The sequence below is a fragment of the Kushneria indalinina DSM 14324 genome, from assembly GCF_003385845.1.
In the GTDB taxonomy this organism is placed as follows: domain Bacteria; phylum Pseudomonadota; class Gammaproteobacteria; order Pseudomonadales; family Halomonadaceae; genus Kushneria; species Kushneria indalinina.
Genome location: NZ_QRDJ01000006.1, coordinates 605,118 through 628,656, shown reverse-complemented (window position 1 = coordinate 628,656; position 23,539 = coordinate 605,118). Strand labels below are relative to the sequence as shown.

The 23,539-nt window shown below is 60.6% G+C and carries 23 protein-coding genes; 12 read left to right on the top strand and 11 right to left on the bottom strand.

Annotation, left to right across the window (positions count from 1 at the left end; genetic code table 11):
- Window positions 1–136: 136 nt before the first annotated feature.
- The 4 genes from nfo to C8D72_RS02880 all read left to right on the top strand — a co-directional run bounded on the left by nfo (window position 137) and on the right by C8D72_RS02880 (window position 2,692).
- The gene (nfo, locus tag C8D72_RS02895) at window positions 137–982 is read left to right on the top strand and encodes a deoxyribonuclease IV (RefSeq protein WP_115852889.1); all 846 of its coding nucleotides are present in this window, start codon (window positions 137–139) and stop codon (window positions 980–982) included.
- Between the two features lie 29 nt (window positions 983–1,011).
- Window positions 1,012–1,305 (top strand): hypothetical protein, encoded by a 294-nt coding sequence (locus C8D72_RS02890; protein WP_115852888.1) that lies wholly within the window; start codon window positions 1,012–1,014, stop codon window positions 1,303–1,305.
- 182 nt (window positions 1,306–1,487) lie between these two features.
- A complete protein-coding gene (locus C8D72_RS02885; RefSeq protein WP_115853588.1) occupies window positions 1,488–2,144 on the top strand; it encodes a hypothetical protein in 657 nt (218 codons plus the stop codon).
- The gene (locus C8D72_RS02880; RefSeq protein WP_115852887.1) at window positions 2,138–2,692 is read left to right on the top strand and encodes a FlgO family outer membrane protein; all 555 of its coding nucleotides are present in this window, start codon (window positions 2,138–2,140) and stop codon (window positions 2,690–2,692) included. The genes C8D72_RS02885 and C8D72_RS02880 overlap by 7 nt, the downstream gene beginning before the upstream one ends.
- Before the next feature lie 74 nt (window positions 2,693–2,766).
- Here the strand turns inward: C8D72_RS02880 and C8D72_RS02875 are convergent, their stop codons facing one another.
- Window positions 2,767–4,464, bottom strand: a complete 1,698-nt coding sequence (locus tag C8D72_RS02875) for a 2-isopropylmalate synthase (RefSeq protein WP_115852886.1) — start codon at window positions 4,462–4,464, stop codon at window positions 2,767–2,769.
- 227 nt (window positions 4,465–4,691) lie between these two features.
- Between C8D72_RS02875 and C8D72_RS02870 the strand changes: the two genes are divergently transcribed.
- The 4 genes from C8D72_RS02870 (at window position 4,692) to C8D72_RS02855 (ending at window position 9,726) form a co-directional block, all read left to right on the top strand.
- Window positions 4,692–5,183, top strand: coding sequence for an Lrp/AsnC family transcriptional regulator (locus C8D72_RS02870; protein WP_115852885.1), 492 nt, complete (start codon window positions 4,692–4,694; stop codon window positions 5,181–5,183).
- 241 nt (window positions 5,184–5,424) lie between these two features.
- Window positions 5,425–8,403, top strand: a complete 2,979-nt coding sequence (gene fdhF, locus C8D72_RS02865) for a formate dehydrogenase subunit alpha (protein ID WP_115852884.1) — start codon at window positions 5,425–5,427, stop codon at window positions 8,401–8,403.
- Window positions 8,403–8,885 (top strand): helical membrane plugin domain-containing protein, encoded by a 483-nt coding sequence (locus tag C8D72_RS02860; RefSeq protein ID WP_115852883.1) that lies wholly within the window; start codon window positions 8,403–8,405, stop codon window positions 8,883–8,885. Before fdhF ends, C8D72_RS02860 begins: the two co-directional genes overlap by 1 nt.
- 310 nt (window positions 8,886–9,195) lie before the next feature.
- Window positions 9,196–9,726, top strand: a complete 531-nt coding sequence (locus C8D72_RS02855; RefSeq protein WP_211308750.1) for an invasion associated locus B family protein — start codon at window positions 9,196–9,198, stop codon at window positions 9,724–9,726.
- An 89-nt stretch (window positions 9,727–9,815) separates the two neighbouring features.
- Here the strand turns inward: C8D72_RS02855 and pepN are convergent, their stop codons facing one another.
- The 4 genes from pepN to C8D72_RS02835 all read right to left on the bottom strand — a co-directional run bounded on the left by pepN (window position 9,816) and on the right by C8D72_RS02835 (window position 14,021).
- Window positions 9,816–12,446, bottom strand: a complete 2,631-nt coding sequence (gene pepN, locus C8D72_RS02850; RefSeq protein WP_115852881.1) for an aminopeptidase N — start codon at window positions 12,444–12,446, stop codon at window positions 9,816–9,818.
- An 88-nt stretch (window positions 12,447–12,534) separates the two neighbouring features.
- The gene (locus C8D72_RS02845) at window positions 12,535–12,906 is read right to left on the bottom strand and encodes a YbaN family protein (RefSeq protein ID WP_115852880.1); all 372 of its coding nucleotides are present in this window, start codon (window positions 12,904–12,906) and stop codon (window positions 12,535–12,537) included.
- A 108-nt stretch (window positions 12,907–13,014) separates the two neighbouring features.
- Entirely contained in the window at window positions 13,015–13,449 is a 435-nt protein-coding gene (locus C8D72_RS02840) for a YbaN family protein (protein ID WP_115852879.1), read from the bottom strand.
- 92 nt (window positions 13,450–13,541) lie between these two features.
- Complete coding sequence (locus C8D72_RS02835; protein ID WP_115852878.1) at window positions 13,542–14,021, bottom strand: GNAT family N-acetyltransferase; 480 nt, start codon at window positions 14,019–14,021, stop codon at window positions 13,542–13,544.
- A 95-nt stretch (window positions 14,022–14,116) separates the two neighbouring features.
- Between C8D72_RS02835 and C8D72_RS02830 the strand changes: the two genes are divergently transcribed.
- Both C8D72_RS02830 and C8D72_RS02825 read left to right on the top strand, forming a co-directional pair.
- Window positions 14,117–15,424: a cation:proton antiporter domain-containing protein gene (locus tag C8D72_RS02830; RefSeq protein WP_115852877.1), complete on the top strand. Its 1,308-nt coding sequence runs from the start codon at window positions 14,117–14,119 to the stop codon at window positions 15,422–15,424.
- A gap of 73 nt (window positions 15,425–15,497) precedes the next feature.
- Window positions 15,498–17,009, top strand: coding sequence for a RimK family protein (locus C8D72_RS02825; RefSeq protein WP_115852876.1), 1,512 nt, complete (start codon window positions 15,498–15,500; stop codon window positions 17,007–17,009).
- On the opposite strand, the gene C8D72_RS02820 is transcribed toward C8D72_RS02825, so the two are convergent.
- The 6 genes from C8D72_RS02820 to C8D72_RS02795 all read right to left on the bottom strand — a co-directional run bounded on the left by C8D72_RS02820 (window position 17,004) and on the right by C8D72_RS02795 (window position 22,067).
- The gene (locus C8D72_RS02820; protein ID WP_245955120.1) at window positions 17,004–17,900 is read right to left on the bottom strand and encodes a DUF2797 domain-containing protein; all 897 of its coding nucleotides are present in this window, start codon (window positions 17,898–17,900) and stop codon (window positions 17,004–17,006) included. The genes C8D72_RS02825 and C8D72_RS02820 overlap by 6 nt on opposite strands.
- Window positions 17,888–18,154, bottom strand: a complete 267-nt coding sequence (locus C8D72_RS02815; protein WP_115852874.1) for a YeaC family protein — start codon at window positions 18,152–18,154, stop codon at window positions 17,888–17,890. Before C8D72_RS02815 ends, C8D72_RS02820 begins: the two co-directional genes overlap by 13 nt.
- 3 nt (window positions 18,155–18,157) lie before the next feature.
- On the bottom strand, window positions 18,158–19,042 hold the full coding sequence (locus tag C8D72_RS02810) for a rhomboid family intramembrane serine protease (protein WP_115852873.1): 885 nt from the start codon (window positions 19,040–19,042) through the stop codon (window positions 18,158–18,160).
- 214 nt (window positions 19,043–19,256) lie between these two features.
- Window positions 19,257–20,240, bottom strand: a complete 984-nt coding sequence (locus C8D72_RS02805) for a metallophosphoesterase (protein ID WP_342768055.1) — start codon at window positions 20,238–20,240, stop codon at window positions 19,257–19,259.
- A complete protein-coding gene (locus C8D72_RS02800; protein WP_115852871.1) occupies window positions 20,230–21,111 on the bottom strand; it encodes an NAD(+) kinase in 882 nt (293 codons plus the stop codon). The genes C8D72_RS02805 and C8D72_RS02800 overlap by 11 nt, the downstream gene beginning before the upstream one ends.
- Window positions 21,112–21,179: 68 nt before the next feature.
- Window positions 21,180–22,067, bottom strand: coding sequence for a carboxylate/amino acid/amine transporter (locus C8D72_RS02795; protein ID WP_115852870.1), 888 nt, complete (start codon window positions 22,065–22,067; stop codon window positions 21,180–21,182).
- Between the two features lie 87 nt (window positions 22,068–22,154).
- Between C8D72_RS02795 and C8D72_RS02790 the strand changes: the two genes are divergently transcribed.
- Complete coding sequence (locus C8D72_RS02790) at window positions 22,155–22,550, top strand: DUF6314 family protein (protein ID WP_115852869.1); 396 nt, start codon at window positions 22,155–22,157, stop codon at window positions 22,548–22,550.
- A 172-nt stretch (window positions 22,551–22,722) separates the two neighbouring features.
- Complete coding sequence (locus C8D72_RS02785; RefSeq protein WP_115852868.1) at window positions 22,723–23,472, top strand: glutathione peroxidase; 750 nt, start codon at window positions 22,723–22,725, stop codon at window positions 23,470–23,472.
- Window positions 23,473–23,539: the final 67 nt, after the last annotated feature.

The window sequence follows — 23,539 nt, the reverse complement described above, 5'->3', positions numbered from 1 at the left end:
GACATCTCCCCCGGCGGGCGTGGCTCGACCGGGGGTGGTGCTCCAAAGGCTTGCTATCAGCGCCATTCAAGCACTCATGGTCATGATTGCGTACCATGACGTCTTTCCCGCAACACCAGAGTCCTGTCGGATTGTCATGAAATATATCGGAGCACACGTCAGCGCCGCCGGCGGCGTCGATCAGGCCGTGAAACGCGCCGTCGATATTGGCGCCAACGCCTTTGCCCTGTTTACCAAAAACCAGCGTCAGTGGAAGGCCAAACCGCTGGACGACAAGGTGATCGATGCCTTTAAAACGGCATGTGCCCACCACGGCTTCGAGCCCGGTCAGATCCTTCCCCACGACAGCTATCTGATCAATCTGGGTCATCCGGAAGCCGAGGGACTGGCCAAATCACGCGCCGCCTTTCTCGACGAGATGCAGCGCTGCGAGCAGCTGGGCCTGACCCTGCTCAATTTCCATCCGGGCAGCCACCTGCGCAGGATCAGCGAAAGCGAGTGTCTGAAGATTATTGCCGAATCGATCAACGAGGCGCTGTCACAAACGAAAAGTGTAACGGCCGTCATCGAAAACACCGCCGGTCAGGGCAGCAACCTGGGCTATCGATTCGAACAGCTGGCCGACATCATCGAGCAGGTGGATGACAAATCCCGCGTGGGCGTGTGCATCGATACCTGCCACGCCTTCGCCGGTGGCTATGATCTGCGCACGCAAGCCTCCACCCGGGCCGTGCTGGATGAGTTTGAGGCTGTGGTGGGTTTTGAATACCTGCGCGGCATGCACCTCAACGATGCCAAAAGCACCCTGGACAGCCGCGTGGATCGCCACCACAGCCTGGGTCAGGGCAATATCGGCAGTGAAGGGTTTGTCACGATCATGCAGGATGCGCGAACGGATGATATTCCGATGATTCTGGAGACCGTTGAGCCGGCCATCTGGGATCAGGAAATTGCCTGGCTACGCGCACAGGCCAGCGCCTGACGCCCCTCACTTCTCGCGGAAACTTCACTATGCAGTCAGACGGTTTTTTCAGCTGGGTCGGCGAAACGCTGGGCGATATCATTCGCGCCATCGTTGAGTTTCTGGCCTCCATTTTCGCTAACCTGTTCGGTGCCATGGGCGGCTTCATCGACGGGCTGACCCGCTCGCTGGGCATCAGCCCGTCCATGTTCAGTCTGGCCATTCTGGTGATCGGCCTGTTGCTTCTGATCAACGGCATTCGCGCCATGCTGCGCGGCGGCATCATCGGTGGGCTGATCTGGCTGGTGCTGGGGCTTCTGGTATTGTCATGGCTGATCCCCTGACACCGCTGGCACTACATCCGGGTATATACACCACCTGCCGCTCATGGGCTGCGGCCAAATGGCTTGACGCAGCGATCAATCACATGGCCGGGCTCAAGCCGAATCCGACATCGCCGATAAGACCTTCCTGATCAACCATGGCGCGTGCCAAAAAGGCCAGCGCCGTCACGGGAAGGGTACTGATGTCGTTAAGGATTCTGGGAGTCATCTGCCTTGCGGCCACGCTGAGTGGCTGTCTCAAAGTCAATACCTCCCAGGTGCCCATGGCCACTACCTGGGAGTTGAGTGATCAGCAGCGCATGCAGGCGGCCCACCACTGGGAGGTGCTGGCCCGCAATGAAGCTCGCGGCATCATGGCCAATCAGCGCCTTCGCAGCAGCCCCCTGTATGTTTTCTCGCCGCAGCCGGCCACCCCCTTCGCGCGTGGCTTTCATTCGCTGCTGGAAAGCCAGCTGGTCCAGCAGGGCGCGCTGGTCAGCACCCAGCCCGAAGGCGCTGTCATCATCAATCCGACGGTGCAGGTCGTGAAACACCGCGACCGGGGCAGCATCCGCCGCCCACCGGGCACCTTTACCCTGCTTGCCGCGGGCGTGGCATGGGCTTTCCAGCCGCTCAATCACTGGTCGGAACCCGCTCTGGCACTGATTCCGGGTGCCGCCATGCTTGATGCCTTCAGCGGCAACATCACCGAGGTGGGCAATACGGAAGTCATCATTACCACCCGTGCCAACGAATTTGACACGCTGCTGTATTCGTCCTCCAACATCTATTACATCAACGCCGGTGACAGCAATCATTATGAAGCCCGTGACGGGCTGAGGGTCTCATCGCAATGGTAAGCAAACGACTGTCTCGACTGTATCTACCCATTGTGTTGCTGCTGTCGGTGCTGATCACGGGCTGTTCCGCCCTGCCGGGTTACCACACCGTGCCTGAGCAACCGACGCTGCTCTCTCGGGTCGACACCGCCGCCGAACGACTGGTCAGGAACACCCACGGCCGCCTTGCCGCCACTGACACCATCATTGCCACCACCTTCGTTGACGTGGACCAGCTTGGCCGCTCCTCAACGCTGGGACGTACACTCACGGAAGCGTTGACCTCCAAAATGGTTGAAAACGGGCTTAACGTCATCGAGGTCAAGCTGCGCGATAGCCTCTATATCGAGGAGTACACCGGCGAGCTTATCCTGTCTCGCAACGTTCAGCGGCTGGGCAACAACTACAATGCCAGCGCCGTGTTGCTGGGCACCTACGCGGTTGCCCGCGGCGAGGTATTCGTCAACGCCCGGGTCGTGCGTCTGGCCGATCAACTGGTGCTCGGCGCGACCAGTTTCCGGGTCCCCATGGATGCCGATGTTCAGATGCTGCTGTCCTCGCCCTATTGAGTCCGGCCCGAGACGCAAAAGGCCTGTTGCCGCAGTGGCAACAGGCCTTTTTCAATGGATGACGTCTGGAGCGGTCAGGCGCTTTCGCTGTCGGCGATCGCCGTCAGGCCGTCCCGACTTCCGACCGTTTCATTACACAGATTGATCCCTGCGATCACGGCCTTGAGCGAAGCACTGACGGTATCGCTGTCCTCGGCCACCGCGCACAAACGCTGGCCATCCACATTGAGCTGCACGAAGGCAATGGCGTTGGCGTCGCTGTCTTCACCCAGCGAGTGCTCGTTGTAATCGAGAATGCCGATCTGCTGACCGCTATGGCGCTGCCAGGCATTCATGAAGGCCGACATCGCGCCGTTGCCGCTGCCTTCCAGCGTCAGGCGTTCGCCGTTTTGTTCCAGCGTGATCGACAGTCCCTCTTCGCTGGCCCGTGACAGGCGATAGTCCACCAGCGACAGCGGCCCTTCGCACATGAAGGTGGCAAACAGCAGTCGGCGAATGGACTCACTTGAAAGCTCACCGCTGAGGCGCTCGCTCTCCTTTTGCACGTAAGGCGCCAGCGCCAGCATCATCCAGCGCGGCAGACTGATGCCGTAATCGCGCTCCAGCAAAAAGGCCATGCCGCCCTTGCCCGACTGACTGTTGACACGGATCACGGCCTGATAGTCGCGGCCGATATCGCGCGGGTCGATCGGCAGATAGGCCACCTGCCAGGGCTCATCATTACCCTGCTTTTTGAGCGACTTGCGAATCGCGTCCTGATGGCTGCCGGAAAAGGCGGTATAGACCATCTCGCCCACCCACGGGTGACGCGGGTGCATGGTAATGCCGGTGCACTCGGTCACCACCTGAATGATTTCATCCGGGCGCGACAGATCAAGCGCCGGGTCGATGCCCTGGCTGTAAAGATTCATCGCCAGCGTGACGATATCCATGTTACCGGTGCGCTCGCCGTTGCCCAGCAGCGTCCCTTCAACACGTTCGGCCCCCGCCAGCAGTGCCAGTTCGGCGGCTGCCACGGCACCGCCGCGGTCATTATGGGTATGCACCGAGATAATCACGCTGTCGCGTCGGCTGATGTTCTGGCAGAAATATTCGATCTGGTCGGCATGATGATGCGGGCCTGCCACTTCCACCGTATTGGGAAGATTCAGAATGCACTTGTTCTCCGGCGTGGGCTGCCACACCTCCATGACGGCTTCGCAGATGGCCAGCGAGAAATCGATCTCGGTGCTGGAGAAACTCTCCGGCGAGTACTGAAAGCGCCAGTCCACCTGCGGGTAGCGATCGGCATGCTGTTTCACCCACTGCGCGCCGCTGACCGCAATATTGATAATGCCGTCGCGGTCCATCTCGAACACACGCTCGCGCTGTGTGGTCGAGGTCGAATTATAGAGGTGGATAATGGCGCGTTTGGCGCCCACCAGTGCCTCAAAGGTCTTCTCGATCAGGTGCTCACGACACTGCACCAGTACCGCAATGGTGACATCCTCGGGGATCTGGTCTTCCTCGATCAGCCAGCGCACGAAGTCATAATCGGGCTGACTGGCGGACGGGAACCCGACCATGACTTCCTTGATGCCCACCCGGATGATCTGTTTCCAGAAACGCTTTTTCTGCTCCACGCTCATCGGTTCCAGTAGCGCCTGGTTGCCATCGCGAAGGTCTTCACTGACCCAGATCGGCGCGGACTCAAGATCACGATCCGGCCACTGGCGATTGAAGGCGGGCACACGCGGCGCCGGGCTGTACTTGCGATGATTGAAAGCAGTCATGTTGACCTCTGATTAAGCGCTGAAGGAATGTTTCATGCCCGGACAGGGGCGCCATGGATGTCTTCTCTTGTGAAGCGGACCCATGAGCCGAATCGGCACTGCTTTTGGCAGTCAATAAAGTATAGCGCTGCCGACCTGACAGGTCCTTGCGATTATCATGCTAAACTGTGCCAACTGCGCAATATAGTGCCAATATTTAATATTTTTGTAGAACAAGGTGCCAACAAATGTCCGAAAGACAACCCGGTATTGCGATTGATCGCTACGACCGGCATATCCTTGAAATACTGCAGACGGAGGGTCGCATCAGTAATCAGGCACTGGCCGATCGCGTGGGTCTGTCGCCGTCCCCCTGTCTAAGGCGGGTACGCGCCCTTGAAGAGAGTGGATTGATTACCGGCTATCAGGCCCAGGTCGATGCCCGAAGGCTGGGGTATCGCCTGATGGCGCTGGTCCACATCTCCATGGATCGCCACACGCCCGAGCGCTTTGCCAATTTTGAGCAGCGCGTTGCCGCCCTGCCCGAAGTGATCGAGTGTTTGATGATTACGGGTCAGGAGGTCGACTACCAGCTCAAGATTCGCGTTGAGGACATGGATGACTACCAGCGACTGCTGCTGGAGCACATCACCCCGATTGAAGGCGTGACGGGCGTACACTCCAATTTCGTGCTGCGCCCGGTATTTGGTGATCGAGGCACGCCCATTCCGGAAGCCTGAGTGTCGCAGGAGCACTGCCGGCCGATATCGGTGCGCTCTTCGAAACCCGAAATACTTAAACCAGGTTATCAACCTGCTTTTGCCGCCCCCTCGGAACGTGGCTAATCTGAAACAAGGCAGGCCTGACACCTGCTCCCTTCATGCGCACACCGACGCGGGCCTGAGCCGACAGATTCCCTTCATGGTCCCACCCTGCTGCGCATTTGATCACCTTCCTCAAGGACCGGGGACGCACGCCACCATGAAACAGGCAACGGACTGTACGATTTCATACGATCAAAAGCATCTGACCGGCCCTCGGGATGCACCATTGATCGATTTCCTGACCGGACAGGGTATCGACCTGCCCCACGTCTGTTATCACTCCTCACTGGGTCCGCTTGAAACCTGTGACACCTGCTGGGTGGAGCACCATGGTGAACTGGTGCGAGGCTGTACCCTGAGAAGTGAGGAAGGCCTTGAGCTCAGAAGCGACACCGACCGAGCCCGCGCTGCACGCGAAGAAGGCATGGATCGGCTTCTCGGCAAGCATGAGCTCTACTGCACGGTCTGTGAGCACAATACCGGTGACTGCACGCTGCACAATACCGTGGCGGACATGGACATTCCCATCCAGCGCTACGCCTTCACGCGCAAGCCCCACGACAAGGATACCTCCGGCCCCTTTTATACCTATGATCCCGATCAGTGCATTCTCTGCGGACGCTGCGTCGAGGCCTGTCAGAATGTAGAGGTCAACGAGACGCTCTCGATCGACTATTCGATGGAGCACCCACGCGTGCTCTGGGACGGCGGTCGCGAGATCGATGACTCAAGCTGCGTACACTGCGGCCACTGTGTCACCGTTTGTCCCTGTAACGCGCTGCTGGAAAAGACCATGCAGCCCGATGCCGGTCCCCTGACGGCCATGCCGGAGAAAATCAAGCGCCCGCTGATCGACATGATCAAGACAGTCGAAGAGACCATTGGCGCCCGGCCCATCACCGGTATTTCGATGATGGACATGGCCTGGCGTCAGCCCGAAATCAAGCGTACCAAGACGGTCTGCACCTACTGCGGCGTGGGTTGCTCCTTTGAGATGTGGACCCGGGACCGACACATCCTCAAGGTACAGCCGGTCGTCGACGCCCCCGCCAACGGCATCTCGACCTGTATCAAGGGCAGGTTTGGCTGGGATTTCGTCAACGACAGGCATCGTCTGACCATGCCGCTGATTCGTGAGAACGGTAAATTCCGCGAGGCCGGCTGGGATGAGGCGCTGGATCTGGTCGCCCGGCGGCTGCTGGAGATTCGCGACACCCACGGGCCACAGAGCATCGGCTTTATCGGCTCCAGCAAGGCCAGTAATGAAGAGGCCTACCTGACCCAGAAGATTGCACGCGCCATCATCGGCACCAACAGCGTCGACAACTCCTCACGCTACTGTCAGAACCCGGCGACCAAGGGGCTCATGCGCACCGTGGGCTACGGTGGCGATGCCGGCACGATCGAGGATATTCAGAAGGCCGAGGTGGTGGTGATCGTGGGCAGCAACACCGCCGAGTGCCATCCGGTGATTGCCTCGAAAATCAAGGCCGCCCAAAAGCTGCATGGACAGAAGCTGATCGTGGCGGACCCCCGCAAGCACGAGATGGCCGACCGCGCCGATATCTTTTTGCAGGGCCGCATCAGCACCGATCTGATCTGGGCCTCGGCGCTGTCGCGCTACATGTTCGATCATGATCTGGCCGATACCGAATTTCTCGATCAGCACGTCAACCAGGTCGAGGAGTATCGTCGCTCGCTTGCCCCCTTCACGCTGGAATATGCCGAGGAAATGACCGGCATTCCCTGCCAGCAGCTCATTGAGGCCGCCGAAATGATCGGCCGCGCCGAGAGCGTCTGTCTGCTCTGGGCCATGGGCATCACCCAACACACGCACGGCTCGGACACCAGCACGGCGCTCTCCAACCTGCTGCTGGTGACGGGCAACTACGGCAAACCGGGCACCGGCGGCTATCCCATGCGCGGACATAACAACGTGCAGGGCGCAAGCGATTTTGGCTGTCTTCGCGACTTCTACCCGGGCTATGAATCGGTCACCGATGATGCCGCGCGCAGGCGCTGGGCAAAGGGCTGGGGTATCGACAAGGAGCGGCTTTCCGATCAGGTGGGCGAAGGCAACTTCAGGATGGTGCAGTCCGCCGAACGCGGAGATCTCAAGGCCATGTTCATCATCGGTGAAGAAACCGCTTTTGCAGATGCCGATACGCATCACGTCCACGATGCCTTTACCAGACTCGATTTCATGGTGGTGCAGGACATCTTCTTAAGCCGGACCGCCGAGTTTGCCGATGTCGTACTGCCCGCCTGCCCCAGCGTGGAAAAGGAAGGCACCTTCGTGAATACCGAGCGCCGCATTCAGCGCTTTTATGAAGTAATGCCACCACTGGGCGACAGCCGCCCGGACTGGCGCATTCTGACCGACCTGGCCGCGCGCATGGGCCATGACTGGGGCTATACCCATCCCAGCGAGATCATGGCCGAGTGCGCCAGCATTGCCCCCCTGTTTGCCGGCGTCAGCTACGAGCGCCTGGAGGGCTGGAACTCACAGCTCTGGCCGGTGAAGGCCGATGGCACCAGCACACCGCTGCTGTATACCGAGGGCTTCAACTTCGAGGACAAGCGCGCGGTACTCTTCCCGCTGAAGTGGCAGCCACCGCAGGAAGCCGAGGATAACGAGTTTGACCTGATGCTCGATAACGGCCGGCTTCTGGAGCACTTTCAGGCCAACAACCAGACCGGCCGCGGTCCGCGCTTCTGGAGTCAGGTGCCCAGCTGGTTTGTGGAAGTCAGCCCTGAGCTCGCAAGCAAAAGAGGCATTGAGGACGGCACCTGGGTGCGCCTCGTCTCGCGTCGTGGCGAAATCGAGGAGATCCGCGCTCTGGTCACCGACCGCGTTCGCGGCAACACTCTGTTTCTGCCCATCCACCAGGGCAAGCCCGGCGTCAACGCCCTGACCGGCGAGCATCATGACCCGGTGGTCGATACCCCGGCCTACAAGGAAACCGCGGTGCGCCTTGAAGTGCTGCCTCGCGACAAGGGCGCGCCACCGCTGCCGCACACTAACTTCCGCTACGGCCACCCCACGCCCAATGAAGGGCCGAACCCTGCCGTCAAATGGGCGCGCCAGGACTATGTCGAGCCCCCTGAACACATCCAGCATCCGGAGCAAATGTAATGGCCGAGCGTATTTCGCACGACGTCACACCGCCAAAGATCGGGCCGGATGCCCATGAAGAGCTCGACCGGCTTTTGCAAACACTGCACGAACATGGCGTGCTGCGCTTTGCCAACGATCTCGTGGCGGCCAATAACGATGTGGCAGAAGTGCTGATCAAGGGGTTGAACAAGGAGGGCTCGCTCAACGTCATCCAGAACCTGTCGGTGCTGGCGATGGTGCTGTCACGCATCGAACCGGGCCAGTTCTACAAGGTGGCGTTCTCCTTGAAGGACGCCGTAGAGGCCGCCGGCCAGAAACGTGAGCATACCGAGGAAGGAGAAGCCCCGGGCATGTCAGGGACCTGGAAGCTTTTGCACGATGACGAGCTCTGGCGAGCCATCACCCCTCTGATGGAAGCACTCAAGGCCTTTGGCCGCGGCATGGATCGTGACATCGACAAACCGGTATCCCACTTTACCGGCAAATCGACCAGCGCCTGAATGCTTCGGGAACAGACCCTGAACGCAAGGCCCGACATACCGGGCCTTGCTCCCTTTTTGCCCATGCGGTATCGCCTGTCGATTCAGAGCCTCTGCCATGTCGGAGCCGGAAGTGCCGGCGCCTCTACTCTACCCTGCTCTTCTCTCGTTTCAGCGGCCGGCTATTTCGAGGCCATGTGCCACAAGGCGAATAGCGCTTTATAAAGCAGGTCTCAGGGCTTAGTGTGTAGCGCTTCGGGTACTGCTTGCGTGGCATTACCTGGGTTTGCCATCGACAATCTGCGTCCATTTTTGACAGGAGAGACTGCACATGCCGTTACGCCGTATGTCGGCTTCAGGGATTCTGGCCCTGCTGACGATGCTATTTTCCCTTTATATGGTGCCCACTGCCCAGGCGCAGCCACAAAACGCACCCGATGCCGATATTCAACAGTTCAGGGACTGGGAAGTGCGCTGCCCGAAGGGCGGCGGCAATGACGCACGCTGCACCATGACACAGCTGGTCAACAGCCCCGGGAGCGACCGTCCTGTCATGCGAGTGGTGGTAGCCTACCCGCCGCAAAGCAGTGATCCGGTCATGGTCTTTTTGCTGCCGCTGGGCGTGCGCCTGGCACCGGGTCTGCAGCTGCAGGTCGACAATGGCGAAGAGATCCCCTTCCCTTATCAGGTCTGCATGGATGATGCCTGTCGCGCCGACCTGCCCCTGCAGGGTCAGCTGCTCAACCAGCTGCGTGGCGGCACGAGAGCCACGGTGAGTCTCTTCGACCCCAACGGTGAGCGCCTGGATACCAGTATTTCGCTGCTGGGCTTTACCGACGCCACCCGCGCCATCGCCCCCTGATACAGCTTGCAGGGCATGCCCCGGCCCGGCCGGCGGCATCAAAAAAACGGCGCCCGGGTGGGCGCCGTTTTTGTGGGGTCAGACCAGGCTCAGGCGAGCGCTTTCTCTACCACCTCGTAGACGTTGCGTGAAAGCTCCTCTTTTCGAATACGCTCAAGCTCACCGCGCATCAACTTCTGGCGCTGCTCATCCAGGCGATGATAGCGCGTGAGCGGTACGATCATGCGGGCGGCAATTTCCGGATTGAGCCGGTTGAGCTCGATCACCACATCCGCCAGCAGCTGATAGCCCTGACCATCGAGACGATGGAAATTGACCCGGTTCTGCTGGGTAAAGGCACCAATCAGCGCGCGCACCCGGTTGGGGTTCTTGATCGAAAAGGCCGGATGCTTCATCAGAAAGCGCACACGCTCCAGCGCATCCGCCTGCGGGCGTGTGACCTGGGTGGCAAACCACTGATCCATCACCAGTGAATCATGGGCCCAGCGCTCGCCGAAGGCGCGAATCGCCGGATCCCCCAGATCGGCACGGTCCGAATGCGCCAGCAATGTGAGTGCTGCGCGCACGTCCGTCATGTTGTGATCGGCCTCATACTGGGCACGGGCCATGTTAAGCGCCTCGGGCTCACCGTTGGCGACCAGATAGGAGAGCGCCACGTTCCTGAGACTGCGCGAGGCGATCTGGTCGGGCGTCGGGGCATACGCATCCGTCTGCTGATTGGCGTGATAGACGCTTTCAAACTCGGCAAACAGGTTATCCGCCAGCTGCTCAATCGCGGCGCGGCGGGCCCCGTGAATGGCGTCGATATCCACCCGGGTCTGCTGCTCGGCAATCCACGCCTCGCTGGGCAGGCGCAGCATTTCGGCCAGCACCGCCTTGTCATCCGTGGGCTCGCGCAACAGGTGACGAAAGGCTTCAATCAGGCGGGCATCAAGGGCCATGAGCTCACCGCGCTGATGGGCCACCATCATCTCTTCGATCGCGATCAGCGCCAGTCGCTGGGTGGCGTCCCAGCGGTTAAAGCCGTCCTCGTCAAAGCGCATCAGGTGCGAAAGTTCATCGCGCGACCAGGGGTAATCCAGCCGCACCGGCGCCGAGAAGCCGCGCAGCAGCGACGGCACCGCGCCTTCATCAACGTCATCGAATACCCAGCGCTGCTCGGCCTCACGCAGATGCAGCACGGTGTCGGTGCCGTTTGATTCGCCGTTGATCACCAGCTTGATCGGCTCGCCATCAGCCCCCAGAAGGCCCATGCGTACCGGCACATGCAGCGCCTGCTTGTCCTCCTGACCCGGCGTGGGCGGCGTCTGCTGACGGATGGTCAGAGTGAGCTGGCGCTGTTCGGCGTTATAGTCGCTGCGCGCGGTCAGCTGCGGCGTGCCCGCCTGGGCGTACCAGCGCATGAACTGGGTCAGGTCTTCACCTGATACCTCGGCCATCACATCGACAAAGTCCTCGACCCGCACCGCCTGACCGTCAAAGCGCTCAAAATAGAGATCGCTGCCGCGGCGGAACGTCTCTTCTCCCAGCAGGTTACTGAGCATGCGCACGATCTCGGCACCCTTTTCATAGATGGTCAGGGTGTAGAAGTTCGAGATCTCGATGAAATGATCGGGGCGCACCGGGTGCGCGGTAGGCCCGGCGTCTTCGGCAAACTGCAGGGTGCGCAGCAGTGCGGCGTCCTCGATGCGCTTGACCGGCGCCGAGTTGATATCTGATGAAAAGCTCTGATCGCGGAAGACGGTAAAGCCTTCCTTGAGCGCCAGCTGGAACCAGTCGCGGCAGGTGACACGATTGCCCGACCAGTTATGGAAGTATTCGTGCGCCACGATCCCTTCAATGCGCTGAAAGGCCGCGTCCGTGGTGGTCTGCGGGTTGGCCAGCACCGCCGCACTGTTGAAGATGTTGAGCCCCTTGTTCTCCATGGCGCCCATGTTGAAATCATCCACGGCCACGATCATGAACAGATCCAGATCGTACTCGCGCCCGTAGGCCTCTTCGTCCCACGTCATGGCGCGCTTGAGCGAGGCCATCGCCCAGTCGGTCTTTTCCAGATTGGGCGCCTCGACCCACAGCTCGAGCGCCACCTCGCGCCCGCTCATGGTGGTGAAGCTGTCCCGCACGCACTCAAGCGAGCCGGCCACCAGCGCAAACAGATAAGAGGGCTTGGGGTGCGGGTCTTCCCAGGTGACAAAGTGACGGTCGTTGGGCAGCTCGCCGCGCTCGATGGGGTTACCGTTGGAGAGCAGCACCGGCTGACGCTGCCGGTCGCCGATAACCGTCGTGGTAAACACGGACATTACGTCCGGGCGGTCCGGGTACCAGGTAATGCGACGAAAGCCTTCGGGCTCGCACTGGGTGCAAAACATCGGCCCCGAGACATAAAGCCCTTCCAGCGCGGTATTGTTGGCCGGGTCGATGACCACCTCGGTATCCAGCACAAACTCGGCCGGCACCCGATCGATCACCAGTTGATCATCTTCAATGCGATATTCGCTTTCCAGCAGCGCCTGACCATCAATGGCAACGCGCTCGGTAGTAAGCCCATGGCCGTGCAGCGTCAATGCAGCGTCTTCACCGTATTCGGGGTGGCGCTGCAGGTGAAGACGTGTCCTGACCCGCGTGGTACTGGGGTCAAGATCAAAGGTCAGCTCGGTTTTTTCGACGCGGTAGGCCGGGGGACGGTAATCGCTGAGATGAATGGCTTGCGGCTCGGCCATGGAGGGCTCCTGAAATTGATCGATCGTGTGCCTAGTGTACGCCGCAAGTCATCGGCGGCTCAAAGCACGCGCGCATGAACGGGCAGGGTTATGACTTCTGGCGCGGCGAGGGCGTGGCGCGTGTGACAAGCCAGGTACCGATGCCCGTCAGCAGCACGGTCACCCCGATACGCACGGCCAGAGACGGAATGGTCAGCCAGATCACCACGGCGCTGAAGATCAGGGTCGCCACCGCCACCCCCTTGGCGCGTGACGAGATGGCGCGCTCATGCTCCCAGTGGCGTATGGCGGGCCCTGCCAGCCGGTGCTGGCGAATCCAGTGCGCAAAGCGTGGCGACCCCTTTGAGGCCAGCGCCACCGCAGCCAGCATGAAGGGCGTGGTCGGCAGCAGCGGTACGATGACGCCGATGGCGCCCAGCACAAAGCAGAGCCCGGCAAGGCCTATCCAGATATAGCGCATGACGCCTTCCCCGAGTATTTTTTTCCAGTCAGCATGATGGCGTCATTCCAAAACACGGGCTTGATACGACAGCCGATGGCCACGAAGGAAAACGGGAAATCCAGAGGATCAGTCATTTGATAGGCGGGACTTGCCGGAAGGCAGCGGACGCGTGGCCACAAAGGTGCCCACGATGATCAACACCATCAAAAGCGCCCAGAAGATCCAGTTAAAGCCGGTATGCACCCAGATCACCCAGGCACTGAAAAACATCATGCCGATCGAAATGATCTTGGCCGGCAGAGGAATGGCGCGCTCCTCTTCCCAGGCCCGAATCAACGGCCCCGCGAAGCGGTTACGCCGAATCCAGCGTTCAAAGCGCTTTGAGCCCCTTGACGCACAAATGACCGCCAGCAGCATGAAATCGGTGGCCGGCAGCAGGGGCAGGAAAATACCCACGATCCCGATCCCGAAACAAAGCGCTGCCAGTACGATCCAGAAGGCACGCTTGACCGGAGAGCGCACGCGATCATCCGTGGCAGGATCCGGAGGAAGACTCGACATGCCACACTCCCGCGAAAACGTGAACTGCCGATCATAGCGTCCGAGACGCCTGCCACCAACCCTGAGCGACAGGCCTTCAGGCCGATGAACGACTATGGCGCCGTGCTGGCACTCTCCCCCAGCGAGCGGATCATTTTCCAGGCCGCGCAGCCGTCATGGTAATAATCCTCCATCCAGTGCAGCACCTCGTACCCCATGCGCCGATACAGCGATATGGCCGAACGGTTATCGGCCCGCACCTCCAGATAGATGCTGTCGCAGCCACGCGCCAGGGCCACGGCCTCCAGCGCCAGTAGCAGCCGCTGCCCCAGTCCCTGTCCGCGCACCTCCGGATGCAGGCAAAAGGAGTAAAGGCGCGCCCGTTTCTCGTTGCGGCGAAACAGCAGCGTGCCATACCCCATCAGGGCACCGTCATCATCCACGACCAGACGCGTCTGCGCATTGGCCTTCGTTACCAGATACTTCAGCTGCGAAGGGCTGAAACTGTCTTCGTTGTCACCGAAACAGGTGCGCTCCAGGGCGTTGAGTGCCGCCGCATCCCTACCCCCCGCTGCACGCAGCGTGAAAGCCATGCGATCTTCTCCAGGTCAGGGTCCAAAAGGCCGCAATCCTATCATTTTCCCGCCGCCGGAACCCTGCCATGTAGCGCATCTACCGCAGGAATATCATGTTGCAGCTACACTGGAAGCGCCTTTTTATTCCATCCATGAACCAGCCCAGTACCGCCCGCATGACTCACACCGTTTTGATCCTCGCCGTTTGCATCTCCTGTCTGTGGCTCATCAATGGTCTGATGATCCAGAAGATCCGCCAGTGGTATGCCACGGAGGTCCAGTTCGCCCTGCTGGCCGGTGTCATCGTCGGCCCTGTCACCCACCTGGTGCCGATCGACTCGCTGGGCGATGTGACAACGCTGATGGAGTGGGCCTGCCGAATCACGATGGCCATGGCCCTGAGTTCGGCGGCCCTGCAGATGGAGCGGCGCTTTCTGGAGGATTACAGCCGCCCGCTCGCCGTCATTGTCATTGGCGGCATGGTGTTGATGGCCGCGTTCACGACCGTGCTGATACAGATCACCATGGCCACCGGCTGGGCGCTGGCCTTTCTGCTGGGCTGGATCCTCACCCCCACCGATCCGGTCGTGACGGCCACCGTCGTTCAGGGCGATCAGGCAAAACAGTTGATCCCCGCCCCCATGCGTCACGCCATTACCTACGAATCCGGTATCAACGATGGGCTGGCGTCTCCCATGGTCATGCTGGCCATGGCGCTCTGGCTGAGCATCACCCAGGGCGCGCCGCTGGAAGGCATGCACTGGCTTTTAATGACGGTCGGCTATGAAAACCTTGCGTGTATCGGGGCGGCGTACGCGCTCGGATTAATCGCCGGCAAGGCACTGCAAAAGGCCCACGCCGCCGGCTGGATGTCACAAAGCACCCTGCTGCCCTTTGCGCTGGCCTTTACCCTGCTGCTGCTCTTCGGTCTACACATGATCGGCATGAACGCCATTATCGGCGTCTTTATCGGCAATCTGGGCCTGTCCCATACGGTGACCGAAAACGAGGATCTCCAGCAGGAGGAGATGCAGTCGACGCTGGAGCGCCTTTTCACCATTCCGGTGTTTTTCCTGCTAGGGATTGTCCTGCCCTGGCAGGGGTGGCTGTCGCTGGGCTGGCTGGCCCTGCTGGCCACCGTTTTGATCGTGTTCCTGCGTCGCCTGCCGGCGCTTTTGCTGCTGTCGCCGCTGCTGGGCCCGCTGAAGGGCATCAGAACCGCCGCCTGGCTGGGATGGATCGGCCCACTGGGTGTGGCGGCCCTGCTGTATGCCCTGGAAGTGCGCGAAAAGGCCGATCTTGAGCTGGCCTGGCCACTGGTCACGCTGGTGGTGGTGGCCTCGGTGGTGATCCACGGCAGCTCCAGCATCGTGTCGGCACGGGCCTACGCCCGCCACACTGATCCCGACAACCGCTCATGAGTGATCGAGCCTATTCCACGATGCACGGCGCCGTCCTATGATGCGCATGTTTCCCTGAGCTGCGGAGAGCGTCATGTCACGTTTGCGTATTGTTGTGGATCACCCCAGCGACTGGCGCCCCTATTATCCCAGCGATGATATCGTCAGCGCCGATGACTTTCTGGCCCTGGAAGACAATACCGACCAGGATCGGGCGACTCACGTCATCAATCTGTGCAGTGGCCTCGATTATCTCGAAACCGGCTATTACGTGTCGCTGCTGGCCCAGGCCCGCGGCCAGCGCGTACAGCCGGATGTGGAAACGCTCAATCAGCTGGGGCGCAAGGCGCTGATCGATCTGCAGCTTGATGGGCTCAACGCCATGATGGCCGAGCTGGACCGTCGCGGCGCCCTGCAGGGCGAGCGGCTGGATCTGCGACTTTTCTTCGGCGACACCGCCAGCGAGGCGCTGGCACGGCTCGGGCGCCGGCTATTTTCCCATCTGCCCTGCCCGATCATGGAGGCCCGATTTATCAAACGCCACGGCGACTGGCGGCTGACCCGACTAAAAGCGCTCTCGCTCAAGGACGTCGCCCCGGAAGAAGAGGAGCGTTTTGCCCGCGCCCTTAACGGCCACTCTCGCCAGGTGTGGCGCACCCCGGCCGCCCGACGACGCTACCGCTTTGATCTGGCCATTCTGGTCGACCCCGCCGAGGCGATGCCCCCCAGTAACAAGAGCGCGATCAAGCAGTTCATCCGCGCCGGACGTTCGATGGGCATCGACGTGAGTCTGATCACCCGACGCGATGAGGGGCGACTGGCCGAATTCGACGCCCTGTTCATTCGCGAAACCACCCGGCTTGATCACCACACCTGGCGCATGGCGCGCCGCGCCGAGCTCGAGGGGCTGGTCGTCATCGATGACCCGCAGTCGATTCTGCGCTGCACCAACAAGGTGTATCTGCATGCCCTGCTGCGCGCCCGCGGCATTCCGGCGCCCGAAGGCCATCTGCTCAACCGCGGCGATCTCGACCGTCTGGGGGCGCTGGCCGACACCCTGACCTTTCCGCAGGTACTGAAAATACCGGACGGCGCCTTTTCACGCGGGATCGTCAAGATCAGCTCCAGCGCGCAGCTGATCGAGGAGGCAAGACGGCTGTTCAAGGATTCGGCGCTTTTGCTGTTACAGGAGTGGATGCCCACCGAGTATGACTGGCGCATCGGCATTCTGGATGGTCAGGTGCTGTTTGCCAGCCGCTACTACATGGCCCGCGGCCACTGGCAGATCTATGATCACAGCGGTGGGCGGGTGCGCAGCGGCGGATTCGAGACAATGGACCCGGCCAATGCGCCCGAGAAGGTGATCAGAACCGCGCTCAAGGCGACGCGTCTGATCGGTAACGGCCTTTATGGGGTGGATCTCAAGCAGAGCGGTGATCGGGTGGTGGTCATCGAGGTCAACGACAATCCCAACCTGGATGTGGGCGTGGAAGATGTCGTGCTGGGGCCGGAACTTTATCGACGCATCATGGCGTGGTTTCTGGCGCAGATGGAGCGCAAGCGCCAGCCCCGGCAGCAGCCGGGGCGCCAGAGCCTGTCATCATGAGCGCGCCGACAGCGTGACGCTGACCTGATAGCCGGTGTATTTGCGCAGGTTGAGCACGCCGCTGTCCAGGATCAGATACTGCCCTTTCAGCCCCATCAGGCGTCCCTCGACCCGTGGGACGCGATCCAGATTAAAAGCCTTGACGCGCTCGGGCCAGGTCAGCACCGGGTAGTCAAACCGGGCGAGGCGCTGTTCAGCGTGGGGGTGAATGGCGTCTTCTCCGAACTGCGCCCTGAGGGAGGCAAGCCCCGGGGCCAGTCTTTCCATCAGATCATCGCGCAGTGCGGGGAGATCGATATCAGCCACCTCGCCCTTGAGCATGCGCTGCCAGTGGGTGCGATCGCTGATCTCGCTGCGAAAGAGTGCCTCGACCAGCCCTGACTGCCGGCGCGATGCCACCGACAGGATCGGCAGCGCCTGGACCGCGCCCTGATCAAGCCAGCGCGTGGGCATCTGTGAGGGTTTGGTAATGCCGACCTTGGCACCGGAGGCGTTGGACAGATACACCACATGAGGTGCAAAGCAGTGTCGTTCGCCCCACTCGGGCTCGCGACAGGTGCCCTGAAAATAGTGGCAGCGCTCGGGCGCCATCATGCAGGTATCGCAGCGCGCCAGACGCCGAAAGCAGCCGTAGCAATGTCCCTGACCGAAGCTCTTGCGGGTGGGGCGCTGGCAGTTCACGCAGACAATACTGCCGGTGAATTCCAGCGCAATATCATGGCCCAGCCAGGCATTGAGCGGTTCGCTGTGCTCACCGAGACGCAGGTGGTAGTGCGCGCTGCCCGAAGCATCGGCCGTGATGGCCATTCGGGAAAGCCCTCCGGCGCGGGTCAGCGTCGCATCTGGCGCCGTTTCCATGCACCAGAGACGTTCGAGGTCTAATTGACCCATTTGATGCTGTCGCCCCGGGCCTCGCCATGCTGGTCGCTGCCGCAGCCATGGCGATCGATATGCCCCGTGCGCTGCTCGGGGGCCACATCGTGTCTGGCCTCAAAACGCAGGATGGCCTCAAGACACAGCTCGCGCTGTTCACTGCTCAGTGATCGGCCGTCAGGCCATTTTCCCAGTTCCACACCGCGCTTGAGGCCTTCATACATCTGCGGTGTCATCTGCTCGATCATGCGCTCAAAGTTCATGTCGCTCATGCTTTACCCGTCGATATCCTCGTGTCTGTTCTCGGGCCCTGTCTGACGCGGATGAAAGCGCGAGCCCAGAAGTCCCGCCGCCAGCCCCAGCAGCAGCCCGCCCAGATGAGCCTCATTGGCGACGTTGCCAAAGCCGATCCAGCCGGCAGCCGGGGTCATGCACAGCACCAGCCATCCCACCATGAACACCATCAGCATGGTGGGGAACTGAAAGCCACTGGCCGGCACCAGGCGCGAATAGAGCCAGACAAACCCGACCAGCGCATAGACGACACCGGACATGCCGCCAAAAAGCACCGTACCGGTGGCGTACTGCGCCAGATTGGAGACCAGCATGGCCGAGGTCAAAAGCGCCAGCAGCCGCCAGCGGCCCTGCAGGACTTCAACCTGACGGCCAAAATACCAGAGCCAGAGCAGGTTGAAGACCAGATGCATCAGGCTGAAATGTAAAAAGGCCGGTGAGAACAGCCGCCAGACTTCCGCCTGTGACAGGGCATACCCCAGCGTGGAGGCGTAGAGCTGTTGCCCCTCGATGGCAATAGGGGCAATGGCCAGCGCCGTCAGGGCCTGAATATCGTCGATGCCCTGCCACGCAAATACGGCCAGACACATCACGATCACCAGCGTCGTCACCGGGGCCGAGCGCAGCGCGCCCGAGATTGACCCGGCGCGCGCCACCGGCTCGTGCGCCTCGTCCAGTGCCATGGACTCCCCCTGGCGCCATCTTTCGATCAGCTCGCGTGCCTTTTCAAGCTGAACATCCTCGATCAGCCAGATCACCTGCCCGTCCTGGTCGCGCGAGTAGTGATGGCCAATGCGATGTTTCCAGAGTGCGTGACGCAGCCCGTCGATATCGGCATCAAGAGGAAAACGCAGCGCCTGAGGCATGCTGACTCCATTTGAGGCTGGAACCTGCCAGCCGGTCATGCTCATGGGATCGGACGTTGAATGCCGCACACAAAAAGAAGTCCGGCGGAGAGGGTCCGCCGGACAAGAGCAAGGGATCATTCAAGGGAACACTTACTCTGACGACAGTGTGACTCAAAAGTTCCGGGCGCATTCCAAAAAATCCGAATTTTATTTCATGACGGCTTTCGCGTCTTCACGTATCGGCACTGATCCAGCAAAACCGCCCTGCATCCAGCGTCGTTTCACCATCAAAGCGATAGGCGACCAGTCGTCCGCCCCTGACAGCACTATAATCCAGACAGGCAATATTGGCAGCCGGCAGGCTCGGGATGCCCTCGCACCAGTAGTGGCCGACAAACAGCGGACGCTGTGACAGCGGATAATGTACCAGTCGGCGGCGCTCCTCGTCGCGAAGCGGCTGGTCTTCGAACTCGGGTGGCAGCGGGTCAGGTTGAAAGACCACATCACCATGGGTTTGTGGCGAACGTGCCCAGAAATGCGTGCGAAAGACGCTTCGCCGGGTGCCATCCAGCGAATGAATGACCTGCCCCTGAGGCAGGCGAAGCTGTGTACCGCGCGTCGTGCGATCGAGCACGCGGTGTTCAGGGCTGCCCTGAACGCTGGCCGCTGCCAGAAAATGCCGATCAATCCGGCCATCCGGATGATCGTTCAGAAAGGGACGCAGCAGCGATTCATCCCAGCAGGCATGCGCCACGCGAAAATGCTCGAACTCAAGACACAGGGGCATCTCGAGAAACCATTCGAGATACGACGCCCACAGCGTCGGTGAGCGCTCGAACTGTGCCAGCGTCTCGGACATCACCCGCTCGCTGCGTCCGCCAACGCGCGGCATGGTAAAACCGCGGCCCCCTTGCCCCAGACACTGCTTCAGCGCATGGGCTTCGTGATTGCCCATCACCACCAGCGCGGTGCCGGCATCCACCATGGAGCGCACGATCTCGAGTGCCTTCTGGACATGAGGACCACGATCGATCAGGTCGCCCAGAAATATGGCGCGGCGGGAATCGTGCGCGTAGACCCCGCCCCGCTTTTGATACCCCATCTTCTCCAGCAGGCATTCGAGCATGTCGCCGCAGCCATGGACATCGCCGATCAGGTCGACCCCTTCTTCGGCGCTATCGGGTGCAGATGCGTCCGCCATGGGATCAACCAACAAGACCACTGCTCCAGCCCAGCTTGCTGCGACAGGCTTCGAAATAGCTGTATCCCGGCGGATGGAGCAATTTCAGATATTCGGGCTTGCGCCGAATGGAGATCATGTCGCCGGGCTGTACGACCACTTTCATCTGCCCGTCGCAGCTGACCTGCAGCTCAGCATCATGGCTGTCCACGACCTCCAGCAGAATCTCGCTGGCGGCATCGATCACGATCGGCCGACTCGACAGGGTATGGGGAAACATCGGCACCAGCACAATGGCCTCGAGCCGCGGATGCAAAATGGGGCCACCCCCGGAAAGTGCGTAGGCCGTAGAGCCGGTCGGCGTCGCCACAATCAGGCCGTCGGAGCGCTGGCGATAAACAAACTGACGATCGATATAGAGCTCAAACTCGATCATGCGCACCGCCGCCGCCGGATGAAGCACGACATCATTGAGGCTGCAGGCCGTACCGATGACGACGCCATCGCGCCTGACCTCGGTGTCGAGCAGAAAGCGCCTTTCCACTTCATACTGCCCGTTGAGCACCTCATCGACGCGATGCTCGACCTCGTCGGGATTAATGTCGGTCAAAAACCCCAGCCGACCGCGATTGACCCCCAGGATCGGCGTATTGAAGCGGCACAGCATGCGTCCGGCACCCAGCAGGCTACCGTCACCGCCGACCACGATCGCCAGATCACACTGCCGGCCGATCTCCTCGAGCGACATCCCTCTGCCCTGTCGAATCGAACAGGTTCTGGCCGTTTCTGTCTCGAGATGCACTTCGAGCCCGCGCGACTCCAGAAATACCGTCAGACGCTCAAGCGTTTCGACGACCTTGTCACTATCAGGCCGCCCCACCAACCCTACCCGGTTGAACTGTGTCATGCCCCGTCCAGACTGTTTCATCGAGACGGCATTATGCGTTCAGCCGCGCAAGGGGGTAAACCACGCCATCAGGAAAATTCAGCCGAGGCCGACGATGGCAACATCGAGCGTCGACGCCACCATTCGCTGCCCACAAGCGCCAGCAGCATGACGGCACCGCCCAGCGCGATCCGGGAAAGGTCTGCCTCGCGATTCCAGATCACCAGGTTGACCAGCAGCCCTGCCGGAATCAGCAGATTGTTCATGACCGCAAGCGTGGCGGCATCCACGCGCCGAGCACCCTGATTCCAGAAGAAATAGCCGGCGCCCGAGGCCACCATGCCCAGCCAGGCCAGCACCCCCCACTGTACCGAGGTGGTAGGCAGCCGGGTGGCATCTCCCAGCCACCACCAGGCCGGCACAGCCACCAGCAGAGCGCCGATGTAGAACCAGCCAAAGACGTTGAGTGCTGGAAAGGAGCCCTCAACGCCGCGCATGAGATGTCGGTAGCCCACCTGGCCGATGGCAAAACACAGGTTGGCGCTCTGCACCATGAGAAAGCCGGTCCAGAAGGCATCACCCACTGCCTGATAACGAATCAGTGCCGCCCCCAGCACGGCAAGTCCCGCCATGGCCAGCTGGAACACATCCAGACGACGGCAGAGAAGATTATCCAGCAGTGCAATATAGATGGGCGTGAAAATGGTGAAGAGCAGTATCTCCGGCACGCTGAGCAGGACAAAGGACTGGTAATAGCACACATACATCAGTCCCAGCTGTATGGCGCCCACCCCCATCAGCCCCAGCGTTCGGCGCCGGTCCAGAAGGCGTGGTCGAAGCCAGGGCAGAAATACCAGACAGGCGAGCGAGACACGCGTTAATACGGCAAAATAGCTGTCCACCTGACCGGCCAGATACACACCGATCAGACTGAACGAGAAGGACCACAAGAGCGTGACCCCGAGTAGATAGCCCATATGCTTCGTCAACCAGATAGATTTTCAAGGTTAACAACGATTATACGCCTGACCGAGTGCCTCAAGGCAACCCGGCAGCTCACCTTTATGGCCACCCCCGGGCCACAATCTTCCAGCGACTGGGCAGGCCACGGCGTCGGAGAGGTCCTTGTCAGCGATGATTACCCCATCGTGCGCTTTCACGAAAAGGGGCATTTTACCCACGCCAACGGGCGCAGGATGGCCTTTAGCAACGTCTATCGTTTTGAGGTAATGGAGGACCGCGTGGAGCTTTATCACGAGCGCCGGGGACCGGAAGACGCCGTCTTTTTGTTCCCACTGGTGGTGGTCGACGATCACCGTCTGATGAGTCTCTCCCCGCATCTTTGTGTGAGAGATCTGTATAGTGGCGAGTTGATCATGACAGACGATGGATTTGATCTGACCTGGACGGTTGAAGGGCCGCGCAAGCAGGAACATATCCACTACTGTTACCGCCAGTGATTCGATGATTTGCCCGGCGCCGCATATCGAGCGGCGCTTGCCAATTATCCCTTCCTATTACTACCTTTGTCTTATTCAAATACCATGATGTGGCTCAGTCCAATAGACTGAAGGGTGTTTTCTGGCAGCGGTGCTCGTCGCCGCAGTATTTCAATAATACATGGAGCAAACGATGGAATTGCAAAATCGTGAAGGACAGCATGTCCCGGAAGTGACCCTTAAACAGCGCAAGGGTGGCGACCTGATCGATGTCCAGACCAAGGACATTTTCGCCAACCGTACTGTTGCCGTTTTCTCGCTGCCGGGTGCTTACACGCCGACCTGCTCCTCCACGCATCTGCCGCGCTACAACGAGCTGGCAGAACAGCTTTTTGCCAGCGGTGTCGATGAAATCATCTGCCTGTCCGTCAACGACGCTTTCGTCATGGAAGCCTGGGGCGAGCATCAGGAAGCCGAGCATCTGACCCTGCTGGCCGACGGCAACGGCGAATTCACCGACGGCATGGGCATGCTGGTCGACAAGACCGACCTGGGCTTTGGCAAGCGCAGCTGGCGCTATTCCATGATCGTTCGCGACGGCAAGATCGAGAAGATGTTCATCGAGCCGGAAAAGCCGGGCGACCCCTTCGAGGTCTCCGATGCCGACACCATGCTCGATCATCTCAATCCCGAAGCAGATCGCCCCAGCTTTGCTACCATTATCACCAAGCCTGGCTGCCCACACTGTGCCCGCGCCAAGCAGGCGCTGGCCGATAATCGCATTGCCTATGAAGACATCGCCATCGGCAACCGCGATATCACCAGCCGCTCCTTGCGCGCCATGACCGGACATGCGACCGTGCCGCAGGTCTGGATTGATGGCCAGCACATCGGCGGTGCCGAAGATCTCAAGGCGCATCTTGAACAGGCTGCTGCTGCCTGATCAATCGATCGCCTGCTGGATCACAACGGCCACCTACGGGTGGCCGTTTTTGTGTGTGCATGACCAA

Bases quoted from the DNA above. Each gene is read 5' to 3' on its own strand.
- nfo (WP_115852889.1), top strand. From the start codon at position 137: ATGAAATATATCGGAGCACACGTCAGCGCCGCCGGCGGCGTCGATCAG.
- C8D72_RS02890 (WP_115852888.1), top strand. From the start codon at position 1,012: ATGCAGTCAGACGGTTTTTTCAGCTGGGTCGGCGAAACGCTGGGCGAT.
- C8D72_RS02885 (WP_115853588.1), top strand. From the start codon at position 1,488: ATGTCGTTAAGGATTCTGGGAGTCATCTGCCTTGCGGCCACGCTGAGT.
- C8D72_RS02880 (WP_115852887.1), top strand. From the start codon at position 2,138: ATGGTAAGCAAACGACTGTCTCGACTGTATCTACCCATTGTGTTGCTG.
- C8D72_RS02875 (WP_115852886.1), bottom strand. From the start codon at position 4,464: ATGACTGCTTTCAATCATCGCAAGTACAGCCCGGCGCCGCGTGTGCCC.
- C8D72_RS02870 (WP_115852885.1), top strand. From the start codon at position 4,692: ATGTCCGAAAGACAACCCGGTATTGCGATTGATCGCTACGACCGGCAT.
- fdhF (WP_115852884.1), top strand. From the start codon at position 5,425: ATGAAACAGGCAACGGACTGTACGATTTCATACGATCAAAAGCATCTG.
- C8D72_RS02860 (WP_115852883.1), top strand. From the start codon at position 8,403: ATGGCCGAGCGTATTTCGCACGACGTCACACCGCCAAAGATCGGGCCG.
- C8D72_RS02855 (WP_211308750.1), top strand. From the start codon at position 9,196: ATGCCGTTACGCCGTATGTCGGCTTCAGGGATTCTGGCCCTGCTGACG.
- pepN (WP_115852881.1), bottom strand. From the start codon at position 12,446: ATGGCCGAGCCGCAAGCCATTCATCTCAGCGATTACCGTCCCCCGGCC.
- C8D72_RS02845 (WP_115852880.1), bottom strand. From the start codon at position 12,906: ATGCGCTATATCTGGATAGGCCTTGCCGGGCTCTGCTTTGTGCTGGGC.
- C8D72_RS02840 (WP_115852879.1), bottom strand. From the start codon at position 13,449: ATGTCGAGTCTTCCTCCGGATCCTGCCACGGATGATCGCGTGCGCTCT.
- C8D72_RS02835 (WP_115852878.1), bottom strand. From the start codon at position 14,021: ATGGCTTTCACGCTGCGTGCAGCGGGGGGTAGGGATGCGGCGGCACTC.
- C8D72_RS02830 (WP_115852877.1), top strand. From the start codon at position 14,117: ATGTTGCAGCTACACTGGAAGCGCCTTTTTATTCCATCCATGAACCAG.
- C8D72_RS02825 (WP_115852876.1), top strand. From the start codon at position 15,498: ATGTCACGTTTGCGTATTGTTGTGGATCACCCCAGCGACTGGCGCCCC.
- C8D72_RS02820 (WP_245955120.1), bottom strand. From the start codon at position 17,900: ATGGGTCAATTAGACCTCGAACGTCTCTGGTGCATGGAAACGGCGCCA.
- C8D72_RS02815 (WP_115852874.1), bottom strand. From the start codon at position 18,154: ATGAGCGACATGAACTTTGAGCGCATGATCGAGCAGATGACACCGCAG.
- C8D72_RS02810 (WP_115852873.1), bottom strand. From the start codon at position 19,042: ATGCCTCAGGCGCTGCGTTTTCCTCTTGATGCCGATATCGACGGGCTG.
- C8D72_RS02800 (WP_115852871.1), bottom strand. From the start codon at position 21,111: ATGACACAGTTCAACCGGGTAGGGTTGGTGGGGCGGCCTGATAGTGAC.
- C8D72_RS02795 (WP_115852870.1), bottom strand. From the start codon at position 22,067: ATGGGCTATCTACTCGGGGTCACGCTCTTGTGGTCCTTCTCGTTCAGT.
- C8D72_RS02790 (WP_115852869.1), top strand. From the start codon at position 22,155: ATGGCCACCCCCGGGCCACAATCTTCCAGCGACTGGGCAGGCCACGGC.
- C8D72_RS02785 (WP_115852868.1), top strand. From the start codon at position 22,723: ATGGAATTGCAAAATCGTGAAGGACAGCATGTCCCGGAAGTGACCCTT.